This is a genomic window from Parasediminibacterium sp. HNIBRBA5674, assembly GCF_056745525.1.
This window is the reverse complement of sequence record NZ_JBQWIE010000017.1, coordinates 38,351-58,792: the sequence shown is the minus strand read 5'-3', so window position 1 is coordinate 58,792 and position 20,442 is coordinate 38,351. Positions and strand designations below refer to the sequence as shown.

The 20,442-nt window shown below is 35.7% G+C and carries 14 protein-coding genes; 8 read left to right on the top strand and 6 right to left on the bottom strand.

Going from position 1 to position 20,442, the window contains the following annotated elements:
• Positions 1-42: 42 nt before the first annotated feature.
• Entirely contained in the window at positions 43-942 is a 900-nt protein-coding gene (locus ACT9TX_RS10080) for an SAM hydrolase/SAM-dependent halogenase family protein (RefSeq protein WP_481338161.1), read from the top strand.
• A 111-nt stretch (positions 943-1,053) separates the two neighbouring features.
• Here ACT9TX_RS10080 and ACT9TX_RS10075 read toward each other — a convergent pair whose 3' ends face one another.
• Positions 1,054-1,812 carry a DUF6261 family protein gene (locus tag ACT9TX_RS10075; RefSeq protein WP_481338160.1) on the bottom strand — a complete coding sequence of 253 codons (759 nt, stop codon included), beginning with the start codon at positions 1,810-1,812 and terminating at the stop codon, positions 1,054-1,056.
• A 751-nt stretch (positions 1,813-2,563) separates the two neighbouring features.
• Here ACT9TX_RS10075 and ACT9TX_RS10070 point away from each other — a divergent pair.
• Together ACT9TX_RS10070 and ACT9TX_RS10065 are read left to right on the top strand one after the other, a co-directional pair.
• A complete protein-coding gene (locus ACT9TX_RS10070) occupies positions 2,564-3,523 on the top strand; it encodes an alpha/beta fold hydrolase (RefSeq protein ID WP_481338159.1) in 960 nt (319 codons plus the stop codon).
• Between the two features lie 232 nt (positions 3,524-3,755).
• Positions 3,756-4,712: an aldo/keto reductase gene (locus ACT9TX_RS10065; protein ID WP_481338158.1), complete on the top strand. Its 957-nt coding sequence runs from the start codon at positions 3,756-3,758 to the stop codon at positions 4,710-4,712.
• On the opposite strand, the gene ACT9TX_RS10060 is transcribed toward ACT9TX_RS10065, so the two are convergent.
• The 5 genes from ACT9TX_RS10060 to ACT9TX_RS10040 form a co-directional block, all read right to left on the bottom strand.
• Positions 4,709-6,049 (bottom strand): sigma-54-dependent transcriptional regulator, encoded by a 1,341-nt coding sequence (locus ACT9TX_RS10060; RefSeq protein WP_481338157.1) that lies wholly within the window; start codon positions 6,047-6,049, stop codon positions 4,709-4,711. The two genes, ACT9TX_RS10065 and ACT9TX_RS10060, sit on opposite strands and share 4 nt — an antisense overlap.
• Before the next feature lie 90 nt (positions 6,050-6,139).
• Positions 6,140-8,608: a penicillin-binding protein 1A gene (locus tag ACT9TX_RS10055; RefSeq protein WP_481338156.1), complete on the bottom strand. Its 2,469-nt coding sequence runs from the start codon at positions 8,606-8,608 to the stop codon at positions 6,140-6,142.
• Between the two features lie 17 nt (positions 8,609-8,625).
• The gene (gene porW / locus ACT9TX_RS10050; protein ID WP_481338155.1) at positions 8,626-11,568 is read right to left on the bottom strand and encodes a type IX secretion system periplasmic lipoprotein PorW/SprE; all 2,943 of its coding nucleotides are present in this window, start codon (positions 11,566-11,568) and stop codon (positions 8,626-8,628) included.
• A gap of 145 nt (positions 11,569-11,713) precedes the next feature.
• A complete protein-coding gene (locus ACT9TX_RS10045; protein ID WP_481338154.1) occupies positions 11,714-12,280 on the bottom strand; it encodes a hypothetical protein in 567 nt (188 codons plus the stop codon).
• An 81-nt stretch (positions 12,281-12,361) separates the two neighbouring features.
• Positions 12,362-13,072, bottom strand: a complete 711-nt coding sequence (locus tag ACT9TX_RS10040; RefSeq protein WP_481338153.1) for a response regulator — start codon at positions 13,070-13,072, stop codon at positions 12,362-12,364.
• Positions 13,073-13,269: 197 nt separating this feature from the next.
• On the opposite strand from ACT9TX_RS10040, the gene ACT9TX_RS10035 reads away from it, so the two are divergent.
• The 5 genes from ACT9TX_RS10035 (at position 13,270) to ACT9TX_RS10015 (ending at position 20,437) form a co-directional block, all read left to right on the top strand.
• Positions 13,270-13,632, top strand: coding sequence for a hypothetical protein (locus ACT9TX_RS10035; protein ID WP_481338152.1), 363 nt, complete (start codon positions 13,270-13,272; stop codon positions 13,630-13,632).
• Between the two features lie 70 nt (positions 13,633-13,702).
• Entirely contained in the window at positions 13,703-14,953 is a 1,251-nt protein-coding gene (locus ACT9TX_RS10030; protein WP_481338151.1) for a thioredoxin family protein, read from the top strand.
• 101 nt (positions 14,954-15,054) lie between these two features.
• Entirely contained in the window at positions 15,055-16,665 is a 1,611-nt protein-coding gene (locus ACT9TX_RS10025) for a vitamin K epoxide reductase family protein (protein ID WP_481338150.1), read from the top strand.
• Between the two features lie 610 nt (positions 16,666-17,275).
• Positions 17,276-18,205, top strand: a complete 930-nt coding sequence (locus tag ACT9TX_RS10020; RefSeq protein WP_481338149.1) for a hypothetical protein — start codon at positions 17,276-17,278, stop codon at positions 18,203-18,205.
• Positions 18,206-18,220: 15 nt separating this feature from the next.
• Entirely contained in the window at positions 18,221-20,437 is a 2,217-nt protein-coding gene (locus tag ACT9TX_RS10015) for a peptidase domain-containing ABC transporter (RefSeq protein ID WP_481338148.1), read from the top strand.
• Positions 20,438-20,442: the final 5 nt, after the last annotated feature.

Here is a 20,442-nt window from a genome sequence, read left to right as displayed (position 1 = left end):
GAGAAAAAATCTCCGGCTTTTTAATATCAAACAGAGTATTGTATGAAGCAATTAGTAGTACTTATAAGTGTATTTTTATTATTGGTAAATGGTGTTGCTGCGCAAAATAAAACCGTGGTATTTCAATCAGATTTTGGCTTGAAGGATGGTGCTGTTTCTGCTATGAAAGGCGTAGCAATGGGTGTAAATAAAGACTTGAAATTGTATGATTTAACCCATGAAATTCCAGCTTATAACATTTGGGAAGCAGCATACAGATTAGAGCAAACCGTTCCTTACTGGCCAGCAGGTACGGTGTTTGTCTCGGTGGTAGATCCTGGTGTTGGTAGCGAAAGAAAGTCGGTAGTGGTAAAAACTAAAACAGGGCATTTTATTGTAACGCCAGACAATGGTACCTTAACCTTAATAGCTGAAAGCCTTGGTATTGTTGAGCGTAGAGAAATTGATGAGGTCGTTAATCGTAGAAATGGCTCGCAGCAATCTTATACATTTCATGGGCGAGATGTGTATGCTTTTACTGCTGCAAGATTAGCCGCAGGTGTTATTACCTTGGCGCAAGTAGGTAAGTTATTACCAACTAATGAAGTTGTAAAAATTCCTTACCAAAAAGCCACTTTTGAAGGTGGAAAATTAAAAGGCAATATTTCTATTTTAGATATTCAGTATGGTAATGTATGGACGAATATTTCTGCTGATTTTTTCAAGCAATTGAATATTAGTTATGGTACAAAAGTTTGGGTAAAAATGTATCACAATGGTGTACAAGTATTTTCGCAAGATGTACCATACGAAGCTACGTTTAGCGCTGTGCCTGTAGGTAAACCATTACTGTATCTCAATAGCTTAATGCAGGTATCAGTAGCTTTAAATCAAGAAAGCCTAGCAGGCAACTATCATATAGGTAGTGGCAGCGAATGGAGCATTGAAATTTCGAAAATGTAGAAGCTAGTTTTTTATTAAAGTCTGTTTTTGTGTACTAAAAAGCAACAAGTTGTAATAAAAAAGCCTCATAATTTAATGAGGCTTTTGTTTGAAACTATATCGCTTGTTCTACTATTTGGGGGTGTTATTATCGTTGCTATTACTAGCACTACCGCCGCCACTATTACCAAGCGTATTTGCTTTTGTAATTAGTTCGTTTAGGTCTTTCATGCAAGTTTCGTACACCGAAACATCTAAGTTGTCAGCCTTATCACTCTCATAGCGGCTTTCTAGCAAGCCTGCTAGCGCATTGTACAAAACCGATGCTTTTTTACGTACCGATGTAAAGCTTTCTACATTTTTTGTGGCGCTATCATCGGTTACACGGTTACTATATTGGGTGGCGAAGTCAGTATTTACAGTGCCTATGGCAGTAATCCAAGGCGTACCATTGAGTGCTGCTAAAGAATTTTTACGCTCTACATTAGTGGTAAAGCCATCTACAATATTGGTTAAAATAGTGGTTTCAGATAATTGATTTAGCCTGGCTATGTTATCGCCAAAGCCATCAACATAGTGCAACAAGGTTTTAGCCTGTGCAGCTATGGCTGCATCTGGAAAATCCGTCATTGATTCCAAAAACTTGATGAATGCATTAATCAGTATATCACGTTGGCGGTCAAGATTGTTGAGTATTTGGGTCAATTCATTACTTTTTTCTTTGTCTAACGCTGCTTGTAAGCTAGCAAAAATGGCAGAAAGTGCCGCCATAGCCTTAGTTACTTTTAGTTTGCTAGCATCGTATTTATTTGTTAATGCTACAAACTGCTTTAAGAATTGAAAAAAAGCGGCATTGTCTAGTTTTGGGTGTTTTAACTTAATTAATTTCATAGTGTAATATTTGTTTCTATAAAACTAAAAAGAGTTTTTAAATATGCAAATAAATCGAACAACAATCTTTAAATTTTAATGCATTTTTAAGTAATTGGTAATATATCACTAAAAATGTAGGTCACTTTACCATAAAGTAAGGCTTTGCAAGTTCGTTTTGCGCTACTTCATGGTGAAGTGAAGCTTTGCAGATTTGTTTTGTGCTACTTCATGGTAAAGTGAGGCATTGCTGACTTGTTTTGCGCTACGTTATAGTGAAATAAGGCTTTGCAAGTCTGTTTTGCGTTACTTCATGGTGAAGTGAGGCTTTGCAAGTTTGTTTTGTGTTACTTCATGGTGAAGTGAAGCTTTGCAGATTTGTTTTGCGCTACTTCATGGTGAAGTGAGGCATTGCAGATTTGTTTTGCGCTACTTTATGGTGAAGTGAGGCTTTAAGAAATCAGACGGTGTAGCTTTTTTTAGAAAATACGCAGCGAGCATCAATTGCCCCACAGCTTTAGCTCGGGGAGAGAAAGACTACACATAACTGGCTTTAGCCACAAAAATATGCTTGGCTTTATGTGGCTAAAGCCAATATATAAAATGCTTTTACCCCTTTGCTAAAGCAAAGGGCAAGTGATAAAGCAAAGGGCGAGTGATAAATTTAATGAAACAGTGCTTTTTTATATGTTTTGGTAAATGAAGATTGGTAGTAATTAAAATTGTCGGTTATTTTTGATGGGGATTGTAAATCTAAAAAAAACATTTTAACATGATTTCTAGAAAAATAGGCTCGATTATATTCTGTTTGGTATTATTAACCAATGCTTATTGTCAGCAAAACTTTAAAACATTTTTTGTAAAAGGCTTTAGCAATAACAATTTAGAAGTACTGGATTGGGGCGGAAATGGAAAACCAATTTTCTTTTTGGCTGGGCTTGGAAATACACCACATATATATGAAGACTTTGCCCCAAAATTCACCAATAACTTTCACGTTTATGGCATTACAAGGCGTGGTTTTGGCAATTCAGAACGTGTAAATGTTGGCTTTAGCACAGATACTTTGGTGCAAGACATTGTACAAGTAATGGACAGCTTACGTTTGAAAAAAGTAATTCTTATTGGTCATTCAATTGCTGGTGATGAACTATCAACCTTTGCACGTCAATTTCCAGATAAAGTTTTAGCAACCGTATTTCTTGATGCCGCACTAGACCACGCAGGCAATTTTGATTCTTTATTAGCCCCATATCCAAAACAACCACAGCCTGACAGTAATTTTAAACCTACCCTCAAAAACCTGCACGATGATTACTTTAAAACACATCGTTTTACTTTTCCAGATGGCGAACTGAGGACGTTTGGTAAGTTTGATAGAAGTGGAATTTTTTTAGAAGATTCATTGCCTGCTGCATTTGATAAAGTATTAAAATTAGTAAAGACGATTTCTTATAAAGGCAACAATTGTCCATCGTTGGCAATATATAACAACGCACCAACAGCAGCTGAACGTTTTAGAACATATGCTTTGCTAGACAGTGCCAATAAAGCGATTGCAGAAGAATGTACAAAGCGATGGTACAAGTATTACCAAGTTGAATTAGAACGATACAAAAAAGAATGTGTAGGTTGCCTGGTTAAAGAAATACGACATTCTCACCACCAAGTTTTCCTTTGCAATCCAAAAGAAACTGAACACGCAATTAGAGATTTTTTAAAGCAATTATAGATAGAAAAACGGTGACGACGAGTGTTTTTTAAATGTTAGATTTTGTATTTCATAATTAAGTAACAAAAACGAACAGGTAAGAGACCTGCTTGCGTGAATGGCTGTGCAGCAAGCGTTATTATTTTGTTGATAATACTATAGCGTCTATTTTTGATTTGGTCCTAAGTCCGCAGCGCATCACAAAACACAACCTACAAAACTTTTTAGTACCAATTAAAAAAACAGAAATACAATGAAACAAGCTACAATATTAGGAAACAGTACCCTGAATATAAACCGAATAGGTCTTGGCTGTATGGGTATGTCAGAGTTTTATGGTTCTTTTAATGAAACAGAATCCGTTAATACCTTGAATAAAGCAATAGATTTAGGTGTAAATTTTTTCGACACAGCAGATATGTATGGCTGGGGGGGCAATGAACAGCTATTGGGTAAAGCATTCAAAAACAAATGGGATAAAGTTGTTTTGGCTACAAAATTTGCAGTAATGAGGGGACCAAATGGTGAATGGCTTGGGCTTAATGGACAACCTGAATATATTAAGAAAGCTTGCGAACAAAGTCTTTTAAACTTAGGAACAGAGTCAATAGACTTATATTATATGCACCGTCAAGCACCCGATGTTGAGATTGAAGTAATAGTAGGTGCAATGGCAGATTTAGTTACAGAAGGTAAAATAAAATATATTGGCTTATCAGAAGTTAATGCCGAAACAATAAGGCGCGCACATAAAATTCATCCTATCACAGCAATCCAATCAGAATATTCTTTATGGAGCCGTGAGCCAGAACATGAAGTGTTTGAAGTTTGTAAAGAACTTGGAATAACCTTTGTGTCTTACAGTCCTTTGGGAAGAGGTTTTTTGACAGGTGCATTTAAAAGTAGAGCTGATTTTGAGGCTGGTGATTTTAGGCTAAACAATCCGAGATTTACAGACGAAGCAATTAAAGCAAACAGCAAATTTGTGGAAGTTATAGACCAATTAGCAACAGATAAAGGGGTAACCAAAGCACAAATAGCCTTAGCTTGGATACTGAGTCAGAACGATGACATTACTGCAATTCCTGGTACAAGAAAGATTCATAGATTAGAAGAGAATTTAGGTGCATTTAATGTTGAACTAACAACCACAGATATGATGCTAATACAAGAATCAATGCCTTCAAAAACAATCGGTAATCGGTATTAAAATAACCCATATTCTTCAATCTTTCTGTAAAGCGTGGTTAAGCCAATATTTAGCAGTTTGGCGGTTTCGGTTTTATTGCCTTTGGTATGGTTTAGTACACGCTGTATGTGCAGTTTTTCTACACTTGCAAGGTCAAAGGCAGAGAGTAGTTTGCCCTGTTGCGGTGTGTCGTGCTGCATATCAAAGGGTAGGCTGTCAACAGATAATAGTGGGCTATTGGCTAAGATAACGGCACGTTCTATCACGTTTTTTAGCTCACGTATATTGCCTTTCCAATCGTGCTGTTGCAGGCGTTGTAAAAACTCGTCACTCATGCCATCAATCCGCTGATTGGTTTTTTGTGCAAATATGTGCAAGAAATGCTGCGCTAGTAAAGGGATGTCTTTACGTCTATCTCTTAACGCAGGCAAGGCAATGGTAAACACATTTAGCCTGTAGTAAAGGTCTTCTCTAAACTTGCCCTCTTTCACCTCTTGCTGTAGGTCACGGTTGGTAGCGGCTACAATACGCACACTTACTTTGGTAGGTTTGGTATCGCCTACTTTTATAAACTCGCTTGTTTCTAGTACTCGCAGTAGTTTGCTTTGTAAGTCAATGTGCATTTCGCCAATCTCATCTAAAAACAAAGTGCCTGTGTTGGCTTCTTCAATTAAGCCTTTTTTATCTTTTAAAGCACCAGTAAAAGCACCGGCTTTATGGCCAAATATTTCGCTCTCTAGCAATTCTTTACCAAAAGCACTACAGTTTAGCGCCATAAATGGCTTGCCTGCTCGCTTGCTACCATTATGTATAGCTTGCGCAAATACTTCTTTACCTGTACCAGTTTCACCCAATAATAGCACAGTGGCTTCGGTTGGTGCTACGCGTTTGGCTAAGTTTATAGCCTCTTGTATCATGGTGGCTTCGCCTAAAATGCTGTCAAAGCCATACCGTTTGCCCACTTGTTCTTCTAGCTGTTGTACACGCTTTTGTAATGTCGCTTTTTCAAGTGCTCTATTTACCAGCGGAATAATTTTATGGTTGTCATCGCCTTTAGTAATATAGTCAAAAGCCCCATTACGCATGGCTTGTACACCATCGGCAATATTGCCATAGGCGGTTAATAATATTACTTCTACACTTGGATATTTGGGCTTAATGGTAGCTATAAATTCTATACCATTACCATCGGGTAGTTTTACATCGCACAGTATTACATCTATTGGCTTTTGTGCCAATTGTCTCTGCCCATCTTTTAAGTTAGCAGCTTCTACTACGTCAAAGCCTTCGGCTTTAATAATTCTAGCTAGTAGGCCACGTAATTTTTCTTCATCGTCTATTATTAATACTGTTTTCAAGCTGGTGCATTTATTAGTTCAAAAATAACAAGGTCGCCTGATAAGTTTACAGGCGACCTTGATTACTACAATTATAATGCAAAATATTTTCTAAGGCTTTTTAGGCGGCATTACCGCTTTAGGCTGTTGATTATTGCTTGGTGTAGTTGGTGGTTTTGTTGCCGGCTGCGTTTGTACCTTATTGTCAGGTAGTTTAGCAGGCGGTGTTGTAGTTGGTTTGGTTACAGGTGGCTTCGTTTCAGCAGGTTTAGTAGCAGGTTTATCTGTTTCTGCTGGTGTTATTTGTGATTCTGCACCAATATCTTCTGGCTTAATATTGCTAGGTATTTCATAATCTTTAGACGTACCGTTGCCCATATCTTCACCTTCAGCGCCTAAAGCTGGTGTAGTACCGTTAAAATCATCAAACGAAATATCATTAGGCATTACATCTGGTTTTACAAAAGTTGCTCCTGGATCAATACCAACAATGTTTCTATCGTTTTGTACTTTTTCGTAGAAATAAGCCCAAATAGGTAAAGCAGCAGAAGAACCTTGACCTATTTCAGTTGCCTTAAAGCGTATAAAACGATCATCGCAACCAACCCAAGCACCACATAACAACTGAGGTGTGTAGCCCATAAACCAAGCATCACTATTGTCGTTGGTAGTACCTGTTTTACCTGCAATTTCACCACTCACACCGTAACTCCACATACGTCTACCAGTACCAAATTGCATTACGCCTTGCATCATTTTTATCATAGAATAAGCCGTAACATCGCTGATAACTTCTCTTCTTACTGGTGTAAAGCTTTGCAAGGTATTGCCATTTCTATCTTCAATACGTGTAATAAACATTGGCTTTACATTAAACCCACGACCAGGTAACATGCTATAAGCCTGCATCATTTCATACAAAGAAATTTCGCAAGCACCTAAAGCAATAGAAGGATTAGGCTCGATTTTAGTTTGCAAGCCACATTTGTTGTTTAAGAAATCTACAAAGCGTTTAGCTGCATTATTGCCAGTGCCATCAAGCTGTTTCATAATGTAGGCAGTAGCACAGTTTTTAGAAAATGCTAGTGCACTACTCATTGGCATAGCACCACCACCACAACTTTTAGTAGTTGCAGGTACTTTGCCATAAGCACCAAAGCTTTGCTGTTGGTCGTATACGGTAGTATTTGGTGTAAAGCCAGCTTCTTCAATTGCTAGACTGTATAGCAAAGGCTTCATCGTACTACCAACCTGACGTTTAGTATTGAAGTTAACGTGGTCGTATTTAAAGGTTTTAAAATCAATACCGCCTACCCAAGCACGTACTTCACCACTTTGTGCATCCATTGCCATAAAACCAGTTTCAAGCATTTGGCGATGGTACTTAATAGAATCTAGTGGCGTCATTACCGTATCTTTTCTACGATTATTGTTCCACGCAAATACTTTCATTCTTGTTGGTGCCATAAAACTTTTAGCAATCTCTGTCTCGTCAATACCTTCTTTCTTCATATTGCGCCAGCGGTCAGTTTGTTTCATGGCATTTTCTAAAATATTCGCATGGTCTTTCCAAACTGAGCCAGTTTTGATATCAGATTGATTGTCTAATATTTTTTGCATGTAGCTCATATGTTTTGCAACAGCTTCTTCAGCGTATACTTGCATACGAGGGTTAATGGTGGTGTAAATTTTTAAACCATCTCTATACAAGTCGTAATTATCGCCATTATTTTTCTTGTGCTCTTTGCACCACTTTTTCATTTCTTCACCCAATATCATTCTAAAATAAGGGCCAAGACCTGTTGTTTCATCAAGCTTTTGGTAGTTAAGCTCTATTGGCTTTTTCTTTAGTATAGCTGCTTCATTTGCCGCTAAATAATTGCTACGTACCATTTGATCAAGCACTACATTTCTTCTTAGCAAAGCTTGTTTAGGATTTACTCTAGGATTGTAAAGGTTAGAGCCTTTTAACATGCCTACCAATACGGCTGCTTCTTCAATCGTTAAGCGATCAGGTTCTTTTTGGAAAAAGGTTTTTGCAGCATTACGAATACCAAATACATTATCACCAAATGGTACTGTGTTAAGATATAATGTGGCTATTTCTTCTTTGGTAAAATTGCGCTCAAGTTTTATGGCAATAATGCTTTCTTTAATTTTTTGAATACTACGCACTACTTTGTTACGCTTATAATCGGTAAATAAGTTTTTAGCCGTTTGCATGGTGATGGTACTTGCACCACCTTCTTTACCTAAAAAAACAAATGCTCTTAACAATGATTTACCATCTATACCGCTGTGTTTGTAAAAACGTTCGTCTTCTGTAGCTACAAGGGCGTTAACAACATGCTTGCTAATGTCTTTGTACTCAACATTTACACGGTCTTCTAGGTAATATTTACCCATTAATGTACCGTCTTGTGCATACACTTGACTTGATAAATTAGCCGTCGGATTTTCAATATCATCAATTGATGGCATTTCGCCCAAAGCGCCAAAATTTGCCAATAATAAAATGAGTATTACAAATGCAAAGCCACCAAAAAATATGCGCCAAAATATTCTTACAAAACGATTCATACTCTGTGGGTATTAAACTAAAATTTATCTGGAAAAATCCCTTTTAAAAATTGCATGTACATTGCAACTTCTTTGCCAGTTTTTAGAATATCTAAGTTTTTATTGCTAATAATTGAGAAAGAATATTTATTAGCTTGTAACCAAGGTATAATTCTTCCAGCAGCAGATGGTTTCGTTTTATCAATATAATCTATCGCATCACTTGCGTTGGCAAAAGGTCCAATTAGCATCATTGAATACTGCGGTGTGATAGATACATTCGTAATATTGAGTTTTGTGCTAGCATAACGCTCTCTATTAAAACGGTTGAAGGCATTTTTTACTTCACCTGCAAAGGTTTCATCTACTTTGTCTAGAATTAAAGTGGCATAATGCGCATCTGTTGGTACAAATTGGAATGTTTTGTTATCGCTTACAATTAGTTTGGTATCAATTTTAATGTCGATAGGTTTTGAAGCTAAAGCAGGTAATTTACTTACACTGTCAACTTTTACAATGGTTGCAGGCGTTAGTTTTATACCTGTTGGTTCAGATAAATCTACACGTTTGGTAACTTCTTCTTCTTTTTTCTCTTCGTTATAGTTAGTTAAGTGCGCTTCAATTTCTGCACGTCTTTTAAGTACATCTATCATTGTGTTGGCTTTATCTGCCAATGGTGACTTTGGAAAACTTGTTGCTAAATCTTGCAGTCTATTGATAGCGGTGCTATCATCTTTTTGCTTTACGTAGTAAATAGATTCTATGTACAATAATTGAGGTGTCCAATAAGACTTTCCAAATGAGCTATCAGCTTGTTTTTTAGCTGCTTTTGCTTGTTCAAAATTGCCTTCTACAAATAAATTATACACGCTTTGATAGGTGGCGTTAGCACTATCTTTTGAGGTCATTTCGTTAGCGAAAATATTGGTGAACTTTTGCTTAGGATAACTTGTTTTAAGCAATTTGTTTAACGAATCTGCTTTTACTACTTGGCTCATTTGCTTGTAACAAAATGCCAAATTCAACATGGCTTCAGGTCGCTTATCATCGTTAGGAAAACGTGTTAACAAGCTATCGAAACAAGCAATAGCAGAAGGGTAGTCTTGTAATTCATTTTGAAAAGCTACGCCATTGGCAAAATAGGCTTTGGCAATACTTAAGTTTGAGGCAAATAGTTGATCTTCTGTTAAAGGAATATCGCCCATTAAACCTTCAAAGCTTAAGTCTTTGGGCTTATCTTCTATAGTTGTACCCTTATTTAGATTGCTAGCAACGTCATCAACGTCAATAGATAAACTTGGTGCTACGTTTTGCGTAACTGCTTGTCGCTGCCAGTTATCTACGTTTTGACGAACACCCCATTTGGCTTTAAACTCAGCTAAACCTTTTTGTTTTAATGAAGTATTTGAAAAATAAAACTCTGAGGCAGACTTATTATCGAATAAACCAACAGGTGCAGTTGGTGCACCAAAGGCAGTATTATCAAGGGCTTCAATAGAGGCATCATCTTTTAAACCTTGTGCTTTGCGTAGCTTTCGCACCAGTTTTTTTACAAAAGTATTGCGTTCAGATTCTGGTAAATTAGCCAAATGCTGTAAGCTATCTTGCTTTTCAATAGTACTAATATTGGTGCTAATTAACTTGAGCGATGGCTTCAAATTCTCCACTCTATCTTTATCGTTTTGTGCCAATAAAGCTGTTTCTATGCTATCGTATAAGCTAGCTGCGGTAGGATATTTTTTCTCGTTGTAATAAATATCAGCGAGCATTAGCAAGCTTTTTTGCTTTAATGCACTATTTTCAGGATTGGCGTTTTTAATGCCTTCTGTTAAAGCTAATTTAGTATTAGGAATATTGTTTAGCCTTTGCTCAATCGTAGCAATTACTTGGTAAATAATATCTCTATAGCCAATGTATTTTTCTCTTCTTGCAAGGCGATACATTTCTAGTAAATTAGATTGTATACCATTGTTTCTTTTAGATGAAGCTAAATCTACAAAGTTCAATCTTGCATAAACCTCCATTACAGGGTCTGTGGTGTGCGTAATGCTTCTATCAAACATATCAATAGCATCATCATTTTTACCAGCTAATGCATACATCTGTCCACATAAATATTCCCAACGAGCGGTTTCAAATCTGCCATCAGCATTGTCAAGTGCTCTTTTTAAATGCGATGCTGCACTATCGTACGATGCTTGCTTGTAATAGTTATACGCAATCAGTTCGTGCAAGTCTGTTTGTAAGCGTTTAGGAAAAACTGGGTCGCTGCTTAATATTGACAATAACCCTGTGGCATCGCCAATTCTTTCTTGCTCTAAATAATTTCGAGCTTCCCATAATAAGCTCTCATTTCTGCTAGGTGCTGTGCTTATTGCTTTCTTAAAAATAGAAGCTTTTTCATTGGTAGAAACCGTAAATACACCATTGGTATTGCTAGCATTACTACCTAAAATAATGTCGTAACCTTCATCTTTTGGCGCCCATGCATAGTTGATGTATTGAAAAATATAACCTGCACTATCGTAGTTTTTGCGCAGCAAATAGGCTTTGCCCAATAATAAATATAAATTATCTATCCAATCGTTTCTTAAATCGTGCAATAGAATACCAGCAGTGCATTTGTAAATAACCGAATCAAGTTCAGTTTTTTCTGCGGCCGTAACGTCTAAAGAGTAATTATAGAAAGGCAACAATTTGGTGTAATCATCTTTAAAAGCCACTTTAGAACGTGTAATAATGTCGTTCAGTTTATTATTGGCGTTAAAGTAGTAGTTGTAATGCGTAAATGCATTTTGAAACAAACGCTTATTGGCAGTCAATTTTTTATTGCCTGTTTTTTCAGAACGCAGTTTTCGGTTCTCGTATTTTTTGGGTTTGTCTTTATCTAAATCGATAGTAGCATACGGTTGGGCAATAAGGGCACAACGACCTACAAGCAGCAAAGCCATCGTGAAAATAACAAGTAAGTGACGGTTCATACGTAAAAACATCATTCCAATACTACAAACATAATTTATTTACGGTGCGAAAATGATAATAAAATAAGAAAGCCTAAGTAATTTTTTACTCAGGCTTTTATCGGGCATCGCTCTAAGGTAGCTCTATGCTTTCTCTAAGCTCTGTTTATGCTAAAGTTTTGTCTATTTCAGTGGTATTGCCTGGTATATCGCTGGCTTGTACCACTATTTTATCTCCTACTAAACTAGCATTTTTTGCAGTAGCTGTGTATATCCAATTTAGCCCATTTGCATCTAATGCAGCATTACCTTTTTCTACCAAGCTACCATCACCATTGTAAATTGCTACTGTAATTTCTACTACTTCAAAATCGTCTGTAGCCACTATTTCTATAGTGTCGCCTACTTTGCCAGTATATTTAGATAAGTCTATAGATTCAATGTCTGGTGCATGTAATAAGTCAGCAACTGCTACATTGTAAGCTGTTTCGCCTTTTTTGGCTGCTGCTGCATACGCCTCTTTCGTCGTAGTATCTGCTACAGCACCTTTTGCATAAATAATAGCTTGCTGAAACTTGCGTAGATGGGCTTGTTGTTTTTCTGTAGGGCCTTTAGATGATTTTTTAGGCACTTTTGATACGATTGTTTTGCCATTGCGTTGGCTAAATACAATGATATCGCCTACTTTACCGCTTAAACCGTGGGTAATAACGTTGTTGACTGATTTTGCCATGTTCTTTGTGTTTAAGATTTGAAAATTATAATTGTTGATGAGAAAGCGTTTTCTTGTATGAGACTAATTACACTTAATATGTTACAACTCTTTTTTATGCTTGCTTTTTAAACTGCCTAGTTTTATCCAACCTTGTAGCAAAGCAGTTTTTAATAATGTGAGCCTATTGCCTTTAGCCTCTAATTTTTTGTTGAGCCTATAACTAGTTGACTCTACCGTACGTAAACTAACATGCAGAGTTGTAGAGATATCTTTATACGAAAGTGACGATGCATTGAGTGTAGCAAATAAGCGTTCTCTTTTGGTAATTTGTTGTTTGCTGATACTATTTAATGATTGTTCTTTTAGTTCTTTTGCAGTAACTGTATCAATCTTAATGGTTGGATGTTGCTCAATGTAGATATTGCCTTTTAGTATTGTGTCTATGGCATCATTTAATAGGTTCACATTTAATTTAAGCCCCACTTTAGTTATGAAGCCGCTTGCAGCTGCGCTAAAGGCCTCTGTTGCAGCCGTCGTTTCATCATAACCAGTAATGCAAATCAATTTAATAGATGCATGGTGACAGTTAAGGTAGTGTAGCACACTTATACCATCTACAGGATGCATTTGATAATCAACTAATGCCATGTGTGGCGGTTTAGGTAATGCTTCTATTGTATGTATAAAATCAACACCATTACTTGCCACAGTTACCAATTCAATACCATTTATTTCTTTTACTATTTTAATCAGTTTTTCTCTTGCAGGTTGATAGTCATCTACAATTGCTATTCTTATTGTTTTATGCATAGCTGCTTGTTTTATAAACAAATAGGTGGCGAAATAAAAACGATGCACCAAAATACTATATATCTATTTATTGAGACATTTATTTTTGTTAAATACGCTAAAAATGGCAAAATGCAGTAGTTCTACTGCATTTTTGTATATGTTTTGGTGTATATTTTTGATGTGTTGAAACGCCAAGTATTATCACTTGCCCGATAATGCAAGGTAGCTTGGGGGCAACTGTGGTACACGTAGGTATTACAGCCAAGCAACAACTATACATACAGATGTTTGACTACGACAATTGGCTGTATGTAATTTCTTTTTTTAATTCATTAACCGAAGCTATAACGATTAATTATGGCTTCACAAACTTAAAAGTCATGTTACAAAATTTTGGTACTGCTTTAAGCAGAGAACAAATGAAATTGGTAAAAGGTGGTAATAGACCTATAGATATGGTTGATGCAGGTGATTGTTATGCCACTTGTGATGCTGGTGAAAAGAAATGCACTAGTTACGATGTAACTTGCACAGGCGGGGCTAAAGAATGGTGTGTACTATCTGGAACGTCTTGTTAAAAAGTTAAAGAGGTTGTTTCTAATAATTTAGAGCAACCTCTTTTTTATTGAAGAGTTCAAATAAAATGACATGAACAATTATTTAAGCTGCGTTTTTTTTATGGTATTTATTGGTACAAGGTTGCTATCACAAACTGTAGATGATAAATTAAAAGTTGCTTATTATTATGATACATCACTCAATGATTTGTTTACAAAAGCAGAAAAGACGAGACAAATTGTATTAGTTTATACCACTGCTAAATGGTGTGCGCCTTGCAAAGCATTTGAGGAAGCACTTAACCGAAATGATAGCTTAGTAGCATTTATGAATAGTAGATTTATTAATGTTAAGTGGGATATAGACTCTATTAAACAAGCAATGTATCTAATTAAGAAATTTCATCTAGGTGTCCCTTCATTTTTTAATTACGCAAATAAAGATAGTTTATTGTATTATTTTTCTGGATATACCAATATTAAGGCATTTGAAAACTCACTAACGGTCGCAATTAATCCTAAAAAAGATCCTAACTATTTACTACAAATTCAATATGATACTACTATAAATCCAACTAAAAAACTTTTGTTTGACTATGCAAAAGCAATGAAGAAGCAACGAAAACATGGTCAAGCAGATACTGCTTTTGCTAGACTTTGGGTTAATCTTTCTGATGATGAAAAGCAGTCTAATTCTATTGGTAATTATTTAATTAAAGAAACAAGCCCTTTGATTGAAAAGTACTACCAATATGTGTATAAGCATATTGATAATTACCAGTCGATTTTACAACAAAAAGACCTATCAAAATATATTTTGTCCCCAATTAGATATCGATTAGACACAATTATCGATAGAAGAAAAGAGGATAATAATTTTTCAATCTTACTCAAGCAATATCAAATAAAAGGCAACTTATATGATTCGCTATTCAGCAACGTACAAAACATTGATTTATTAGCGCTTAATTATTATATGGCAATAGAATCACCTTTATTTAAGCAAAAGCTGCTTGATGAGGTTGACTACTACTTGAGAAAATCCGATACTTTGCTTTTAGATAAATATATTACGCAATTATTTCTATGGAACAAAGACAGTTCAAATACTGCTTTAAGACGTATAACTGATACTGTAATTAGTTTAACGAAAAAGGCTATTTTATTAAGTGATAAATATGTTTTTAATTATTTTTTGGCTGAACTTTTCTATTTAAAGAAAAATAAAATAATGGCATTAGATTATGCTAATAAATCTCTAAAAAGATTTGAAATAGAATACCCCAATAAAATTGCTATACCTACATTATCCTTACTTGAGAAAATCGATAAGCTTCAATAAACCCAAAATGCAGTAGTTCTACTGCATTTTTGTATATGTTTTGATGTATATTTTTGGTGTGTTAAAATAAATCTCAATAATCAAAATATTATAACTTCGATATGCTACTAAACTTAACCACCTATTCCAATCCAGTACTTGCAACCATACAGTTACTAAAAAGTATGCAAGTAAAAGTAACCAACGGTACAATAAATACAACACTTGAACAACATCCAGATTACCCTAGTTTACTAAGTATACACGATGCCTTGCCGCAGTTTAATATTGACGCATTGGCTATAGATGCTGATAAAGCACGTATTACCGAATTTCCTTTGCCATTTATGGCCTATACTACTACCAAAGGTGGCAGTTTTGTAACGGTATACGCAGTTGATAATAATGCAGTGAGTTATTACAATGGTAGCGATGCTGCTAATAGTGTAACCACTAGTTTAGCTGAATTTAATGCTATTTGGACGGGTAAAACCTTATTGGTAGAAGCAAAGCCAAACGCAGGTGAAGCCAACTATGCCCAACAAAAACGCAAAGCATTGTTACAGCATTATAAAATACCATTACTATTGTTTGGGTTGCTAATTTGCGGTGGTTTACTAGGTATCACTGCTTTTGTTTATAATCATATTACTATTGCATTGCCCTACAGCTTGCTAATGCTGTTGCATTTTGTAGGTATTATAGTAAGTAGCTTATTGCTATGGTACGAAGTAGACAAAACCAATACTACCTTACAAAAAATATGTACCGCAGGTAGCAAAACCAACTGTAATGCCATACTCAACTCAAAGCAAGCCAAATTTTTAGGCTGGCTGAGCTGGAGTGAAATAGGCTTTTACTATTTTACAGGTAGTTACTTCGCTTTGTTAATTATTGGCATAGCTGCTTTGCCAGTATTAGCCATATTGAACTTTATGGCGTTGCCTTATATTGTATTTAGTGTGTATTACCAATGGCAGGTAGCTAAGCAATGGTGTGTATTATGCCTTACAGTACAAGCATTACTATTATTACAAGGTATTACCAATGGTTTTAGTTTTCACTTTGTAACAAGTATTACCGTTACTACCGTATCTCAATTTATACTTGCATTTCTAGTACCCATAGCTATATGGATTTTGGTAAAACCAAGCCTTCTTAAAAATAAAGACCTACAACCCAAAGCAAAAGAACTAGCAAGGCTAAAAGCCAACCCATTAATATTTGAGAGCTTGCTAGTAAAGCAAAAACAAATCAACCAAACTACCGAAGGCTTAGGGATACTCTTAGGCAATCCCAATGCCACCAATACCATTGTAAAAGTATGTAACCCTTACTGTGGGCCTTGTGCTAAAGCGCACCCAATATTAGAAGACATACTGCACCATAACCCAAATGTACAAGTGCAAGTATTGTTTACTGCAACGATTGAAGCAGATGACAAACGTAATAAACCTGTAAAACATTTATTGGCTTTACAACAATTGCATGGGCAAGTAGTGGCTAGTAAAGCAATGGATGATTGGTATAGGGCTACTATTAAAGACTATGAAGCTTTTGCTGCGAAATACCTAGTGAGTAGTGAGATACTAGACCAACAAAATGATAAGGTTGCAGCCATGAAAGTATGGTGCGAAGGGATAGACATACAATTTACCCCCACCTTTTTTATTAATGGCTACCAACTGCCAGAGATATATAGTATTGGAGATGTAAAATATTTGTTGAGTTAAAAGGGATTTTACCACATAGGCAGATAGGCACAGTAGATTGTTGATATTAAGATTTTGTAAAGACTGCAATTAAACTATTACAGCAATTGGCTATGTGCCTACTGTGTCTATGTGGTGATAAAAAATACTAAATGCCTTCTTTTTAAATAGTCCTTAAAAAGAAACTGGTGGACTACTATTACTAGTTGCAAATGGTAATAGACCAGCGCCAATAACACCAATGCGTAAAGCTGTGTTAAACAATGGTTTTAAATTTAATTAACCGAAGCTATAACCATATAATTACGGCTTCACAAACTTAAAAATTATGTTACAAAATTTTGGTACTGCTTTAAGCAGAGAACAAATGCAAAACGTTAAAGGGGGAAATGGACCGGTAGATTTGATTTCTGATGGTGACGCAGTATGCGGTTGTAATGCAGGTGGTTGTATTTGTGGTTCAACATCTAGCTGTGTTAACCATGAGACAAGAACAGACTGTATTGTTTGCAATGGAACAACATCTTGTGCGTAATATTTAGCTAGACTTATGAATCATATGGTTCTAAGCCTTGAAACATGTATCTGGGGGGAAGACCCCCAGATTTTTTTGTTAATTAATTTCTATTACATGAGAATATGTTTAATACTATTGCTAATTCTTTTTTCTTGTAAATCAAAAGAGATAGTTACAATAAAATTGAAACCTTACTTGCTAAAGGCAAAACAAAGAGACGCATTACAACTTCATGAGTATATAAATAAAAATAATCCTGAAATTTTTGAGGGTTTAAAGCTAGATACTGCTTTTGTTTTTTATCGCACTTTCAATCACTATCAAACTTTATTTAACAAATGGAAAAGGAATGAAATTGATTCAATTACATACCGCTATAGTCGTTTAAAGCTTATTAGAGAAGATAGTATTGCATTGTCAAAAGGTTTTAGAATATCAGGACTAGCTGCTTATCCTGATACAACATTAGATGCAGAAGTTAAAATACTTATCGGAGTAAGTAAAAGTGTCAAGACAATTGTTGTGGTTGTAGATGAAAATAATAATAATAACTTCAAAGACGATAGAATAACAATTATTGACACAAATAACTATAAGCATATTTTTGATACACTACAATTTAAAGTAACTAATCTAAGTACATATTATAAAAACGCTGTCATATCCTTTCAGCTTCCAATAATGATTAATCAACTTTCAAGCAGTGTCCAGCCACTTGGATTTGACGAATTATTTAACCTAAATCCTTGGATTTCAGCAAGTCAATATTTTAAAGGAAAAAAACGGATAAAAGGGAAGCGCATGTATTTCGATTTTGCAAATTTCACTTATAATTATAATTGTAATTGGTATAATACAATTGTTAGTACATCATTAATTAATCGAGGCGGAGTAGAGAATACACTTTATGAAGGCGATTATATAAAAATAAATGATTTGTTGTGGCATATTGATTCTTTTAAAACGAGGCGAGTTTATTTAAGTATCGTAAAAAAAACGTCTAGTTCGAGTAAGCTTGATTTATGGATTCCAACAATTAAATAGAGTGAATAGTTTATTATGCCAATTACTTTCTCTTTCTACCGTCAACTCAATGCCATGGATTGTGGGCCTACCTGCTTGCGTATGGTGGCTAAATATCATGGTAAGCATTACCGTACAGATGGTATGCGCAATACGGCAGGTTTTGGTAAAGATGGCGTAAGCCTACTAGGCATTGCAGAAGCGGCAGAACAAATAGGCTTTAGAACAAGAGGGGTACAATTGACTTATACCCAATTATTACAAGAGGCCAACTTGCCAGCCATATTGCATTGGGGGCAAAATCATTTTGTGGTAGCCCCGCCGCCCCCCAAAGGTGGGATATTTAGAAAGCGAGATTTTGTAACCATTGCAGACCCAGCAAAAGGGTTGGTTAAGTATACCAAAGCAGAATTTTTACAACAATGGGCTAGCAGTGTAAATGATGCTGGCGAGCCAGTAGGTATCGCACTATTAGTAGAAACTACACCAAAATTTTATGAGCAAGCTGGTGATACAGAAACTAGCCTAAATTGGGGTTTGGTTCTGCAATATTTACGTAATAGCAAGTGGCAATTTAGCCAAGTATTTTTGGCTCTATTAATTACCTCTTTACTACAATTAGTAGCTCCTTTTTTAACCCAAAGTATTGTAGATACGGGTATTACTACTCAAAATTTACAGTTTATTACCATTGTACTAATAGCACAATTGATGCTATTATTTAGTAGAACAATAGTAGATTTTATACGAAGTCGTTTATTACTGCAAATTTCTACTGTTATCAACTTATCCTTATTATCAGATTTTTGGATTAAGCTTACCAAACTACCTATTAGCTATTTTGATAGTTACCATACAGGCGATACATTACAACGCATAGGTGATACCAAAAACATAGAGCGCTTTTTAACTGGTACGGCTTTAAATACCTTATTCTCGCTTGTTAATTTCTTCATTTTTGCAGCCGTATTGCTTTGGTACAATGCACAACTATTTTTTGTATTTGCCATTGGCAGCATTATATACTTTGCTTGGGTAAGGTTGTTTTTAGGTATTAGGCGTAAGCTGAACTATCAGAATTTCCATTTATCTGCCAAAGAGAATAACGCCACCCTACAACTAGTGCAAGGCATGCAAGAAATAAAGTTGCATGGTGCAGAACAACTGAAGCGTTGGGAATGGGAAAATTTACAGACAGCTATTTTTAAACTGAGCTTTAAAAACTTGTCGTATAGCCAAATGCAACAAGCAGGTGCTTTATTAATAAACCAAGGTAAAGATGTGGTAATTACATTTTTAGTGGCACAACTAGTCGTTAAAGGGCAGTTGACTTTAGGGGCTATGTTGGCTATTCAATATATCATTGGGCAATTAAGTAGCCCAATAGAACAGTTTGTAGGTTTTATGCAAAGCAGCCAAGATGCCAAGATTAGTTTAGAACGATTGAATGACATACACAATTTAGCAGATGAGAATAGTGATACACAAACTTATTTACAAACCTTGCCCACTAACACAACCATCAACTTGCAGGATGTGAGTTTTGCCTACCCTGGTGCTGGTAACGAGCCTGTATTAAAAGCCATTAATTTACTAATACCGCAAGGTAAAACCACAGCCATTGTAGGTACAAGTGGCAGCGGCAAAACCACCTTAATAAAACTACTACTACAATTTTACACCAATTACGAAGGCGAGATACGTGTAGGCGAAAGTCGTTTAAACTATTTTGGTGCGGCTTTTTGGCGCAAACAATGTGGTGCAGTATTGCAAGATGGTTATATTTTTAACGATACTATTGCTAAAAATATAGCCGTAGGCGATGAACAGCCAAACTATCAGCAATTGCTAGCTGCTACAGAAATGGCTAATATTTTATCTTTTGTAGAGTCATTACCAAATGGGTTTAATACAAAGCTTGGTACAGATGGTACAGGCATTAGCCAAGGGCAAAAGCAACGCTTACTAATTGCAAGAGCCGTATATAAAAATCCGCATTATTTATTTTTTGATGAAGCCACCAATGCGTTAGATGCTAATAATGAAAAAGCAATTACAGAAAACCTGCAACGTTTTTTTAAAGGCCGCACAGTAGTAGTGGTAGCACATAGGTTAAGTACAGTAAAACATGCCGATAATATTATCGTGCTACAAAAGGGAAGTATTATAGAACAAGGCACGCATGCTAGCTTATCTGCACTAAAGGGTAGCTATTATGAGTTGGTGAAAAATCAATTAGAGTTGGGTAATTAATAGTA

Bases quoted from the DNA above. Each gene is read 5' to 3' on its own strand.
- ACT9TX_RS10045 (WP_481338154.1), bottom strand. From the start codon at position 12,280: ATGGCAAAATCAGTCAACAACGTTATTACCCACGGTTTAAGCGGTAAA.
- ACT9TX_RS10070 (WP_481338159.1), top strand. From the start codon at position 2,564: ATGATTTCTAGAAAAATAGGCTCGATTATATTCTGTTTGGTATTATTA.
- ACT9TX_RS10075 (WP_481338160.1), bottom strand. From the start codon at position 1,812: ATGAAATTAATTAAGTTAAAACACCCAAAACTAGACAATGCCGCTTTT.
- ACT9TX_RS10080 (WP_481338161.1), top strand. From the start codon at position 43: ATGAAGCAATTAGTAGTACTTATAAGTGTATTTTTATTATTGGTAAAT.
- ACT9TX_RS10055 (WP_481338156.1), bottom strand. From the start codon at position 8,608: ATGAATCGTTTTGTAAGAATATTTTGGCGCATATTTTTTGGTGGCTTT.
- ACT9TX_RS10020 (WP_481338149.1), top strand. From the start codon at position 17,276: ATGAGAATATGTTTAATACTATTGCTAATTCTTTTTTCTTGTAAATCA.
- ACT9TX_RS10030 (WP_481338151.1), top strand. From the start codon at position 13,703: ATGAACAATTATTTAAGCTGCGTTTTTTTTATGGTATTTATTGGTACA.
- porW (WP_481338155.1), bottom strand. From the start codon at position 11,568: ATGAACCGTCACTTACTTGTTATTTTCACGATGGCTTTGCTGCTTGTA.
- ACT9TX_RS10025 (WP_481338150.1), top strand. From the start codon at position 15,055: ATGCTACTAAACTTAACCACCTATTCCAATCCAGTACTTGCAACCATA.
- ACT9TX_RS10015 (WP_481338148.1), top strand. From the start codon at position 18,221: ATGCCAATTACTTTCTCTTTCTACCGTCAACTCAATGCCATGGATTGT.
- ACT9TX_RS10035 (WP_481338152.1), top strand. From the start codon at position 13,270: ATGCAAGGTAGCTTGGGGGCAACTGTGGTACACGTAGGTATTACAGCC.
- ACT9TX_RS10065 (WP_481338158.1), top strand. From the start codon at position 3,756: ATGAAACAAGCTACAATATTAGGAAACAGTACCCTGAATATAAACCGA.
- ACT9TX_RS10040 (WP_481338153.1), bottom strand. From the start codon at position 13,072: ATGCATAAAACAATAAGAATAGCAATTGTAGATGACTATCAACCTGCA.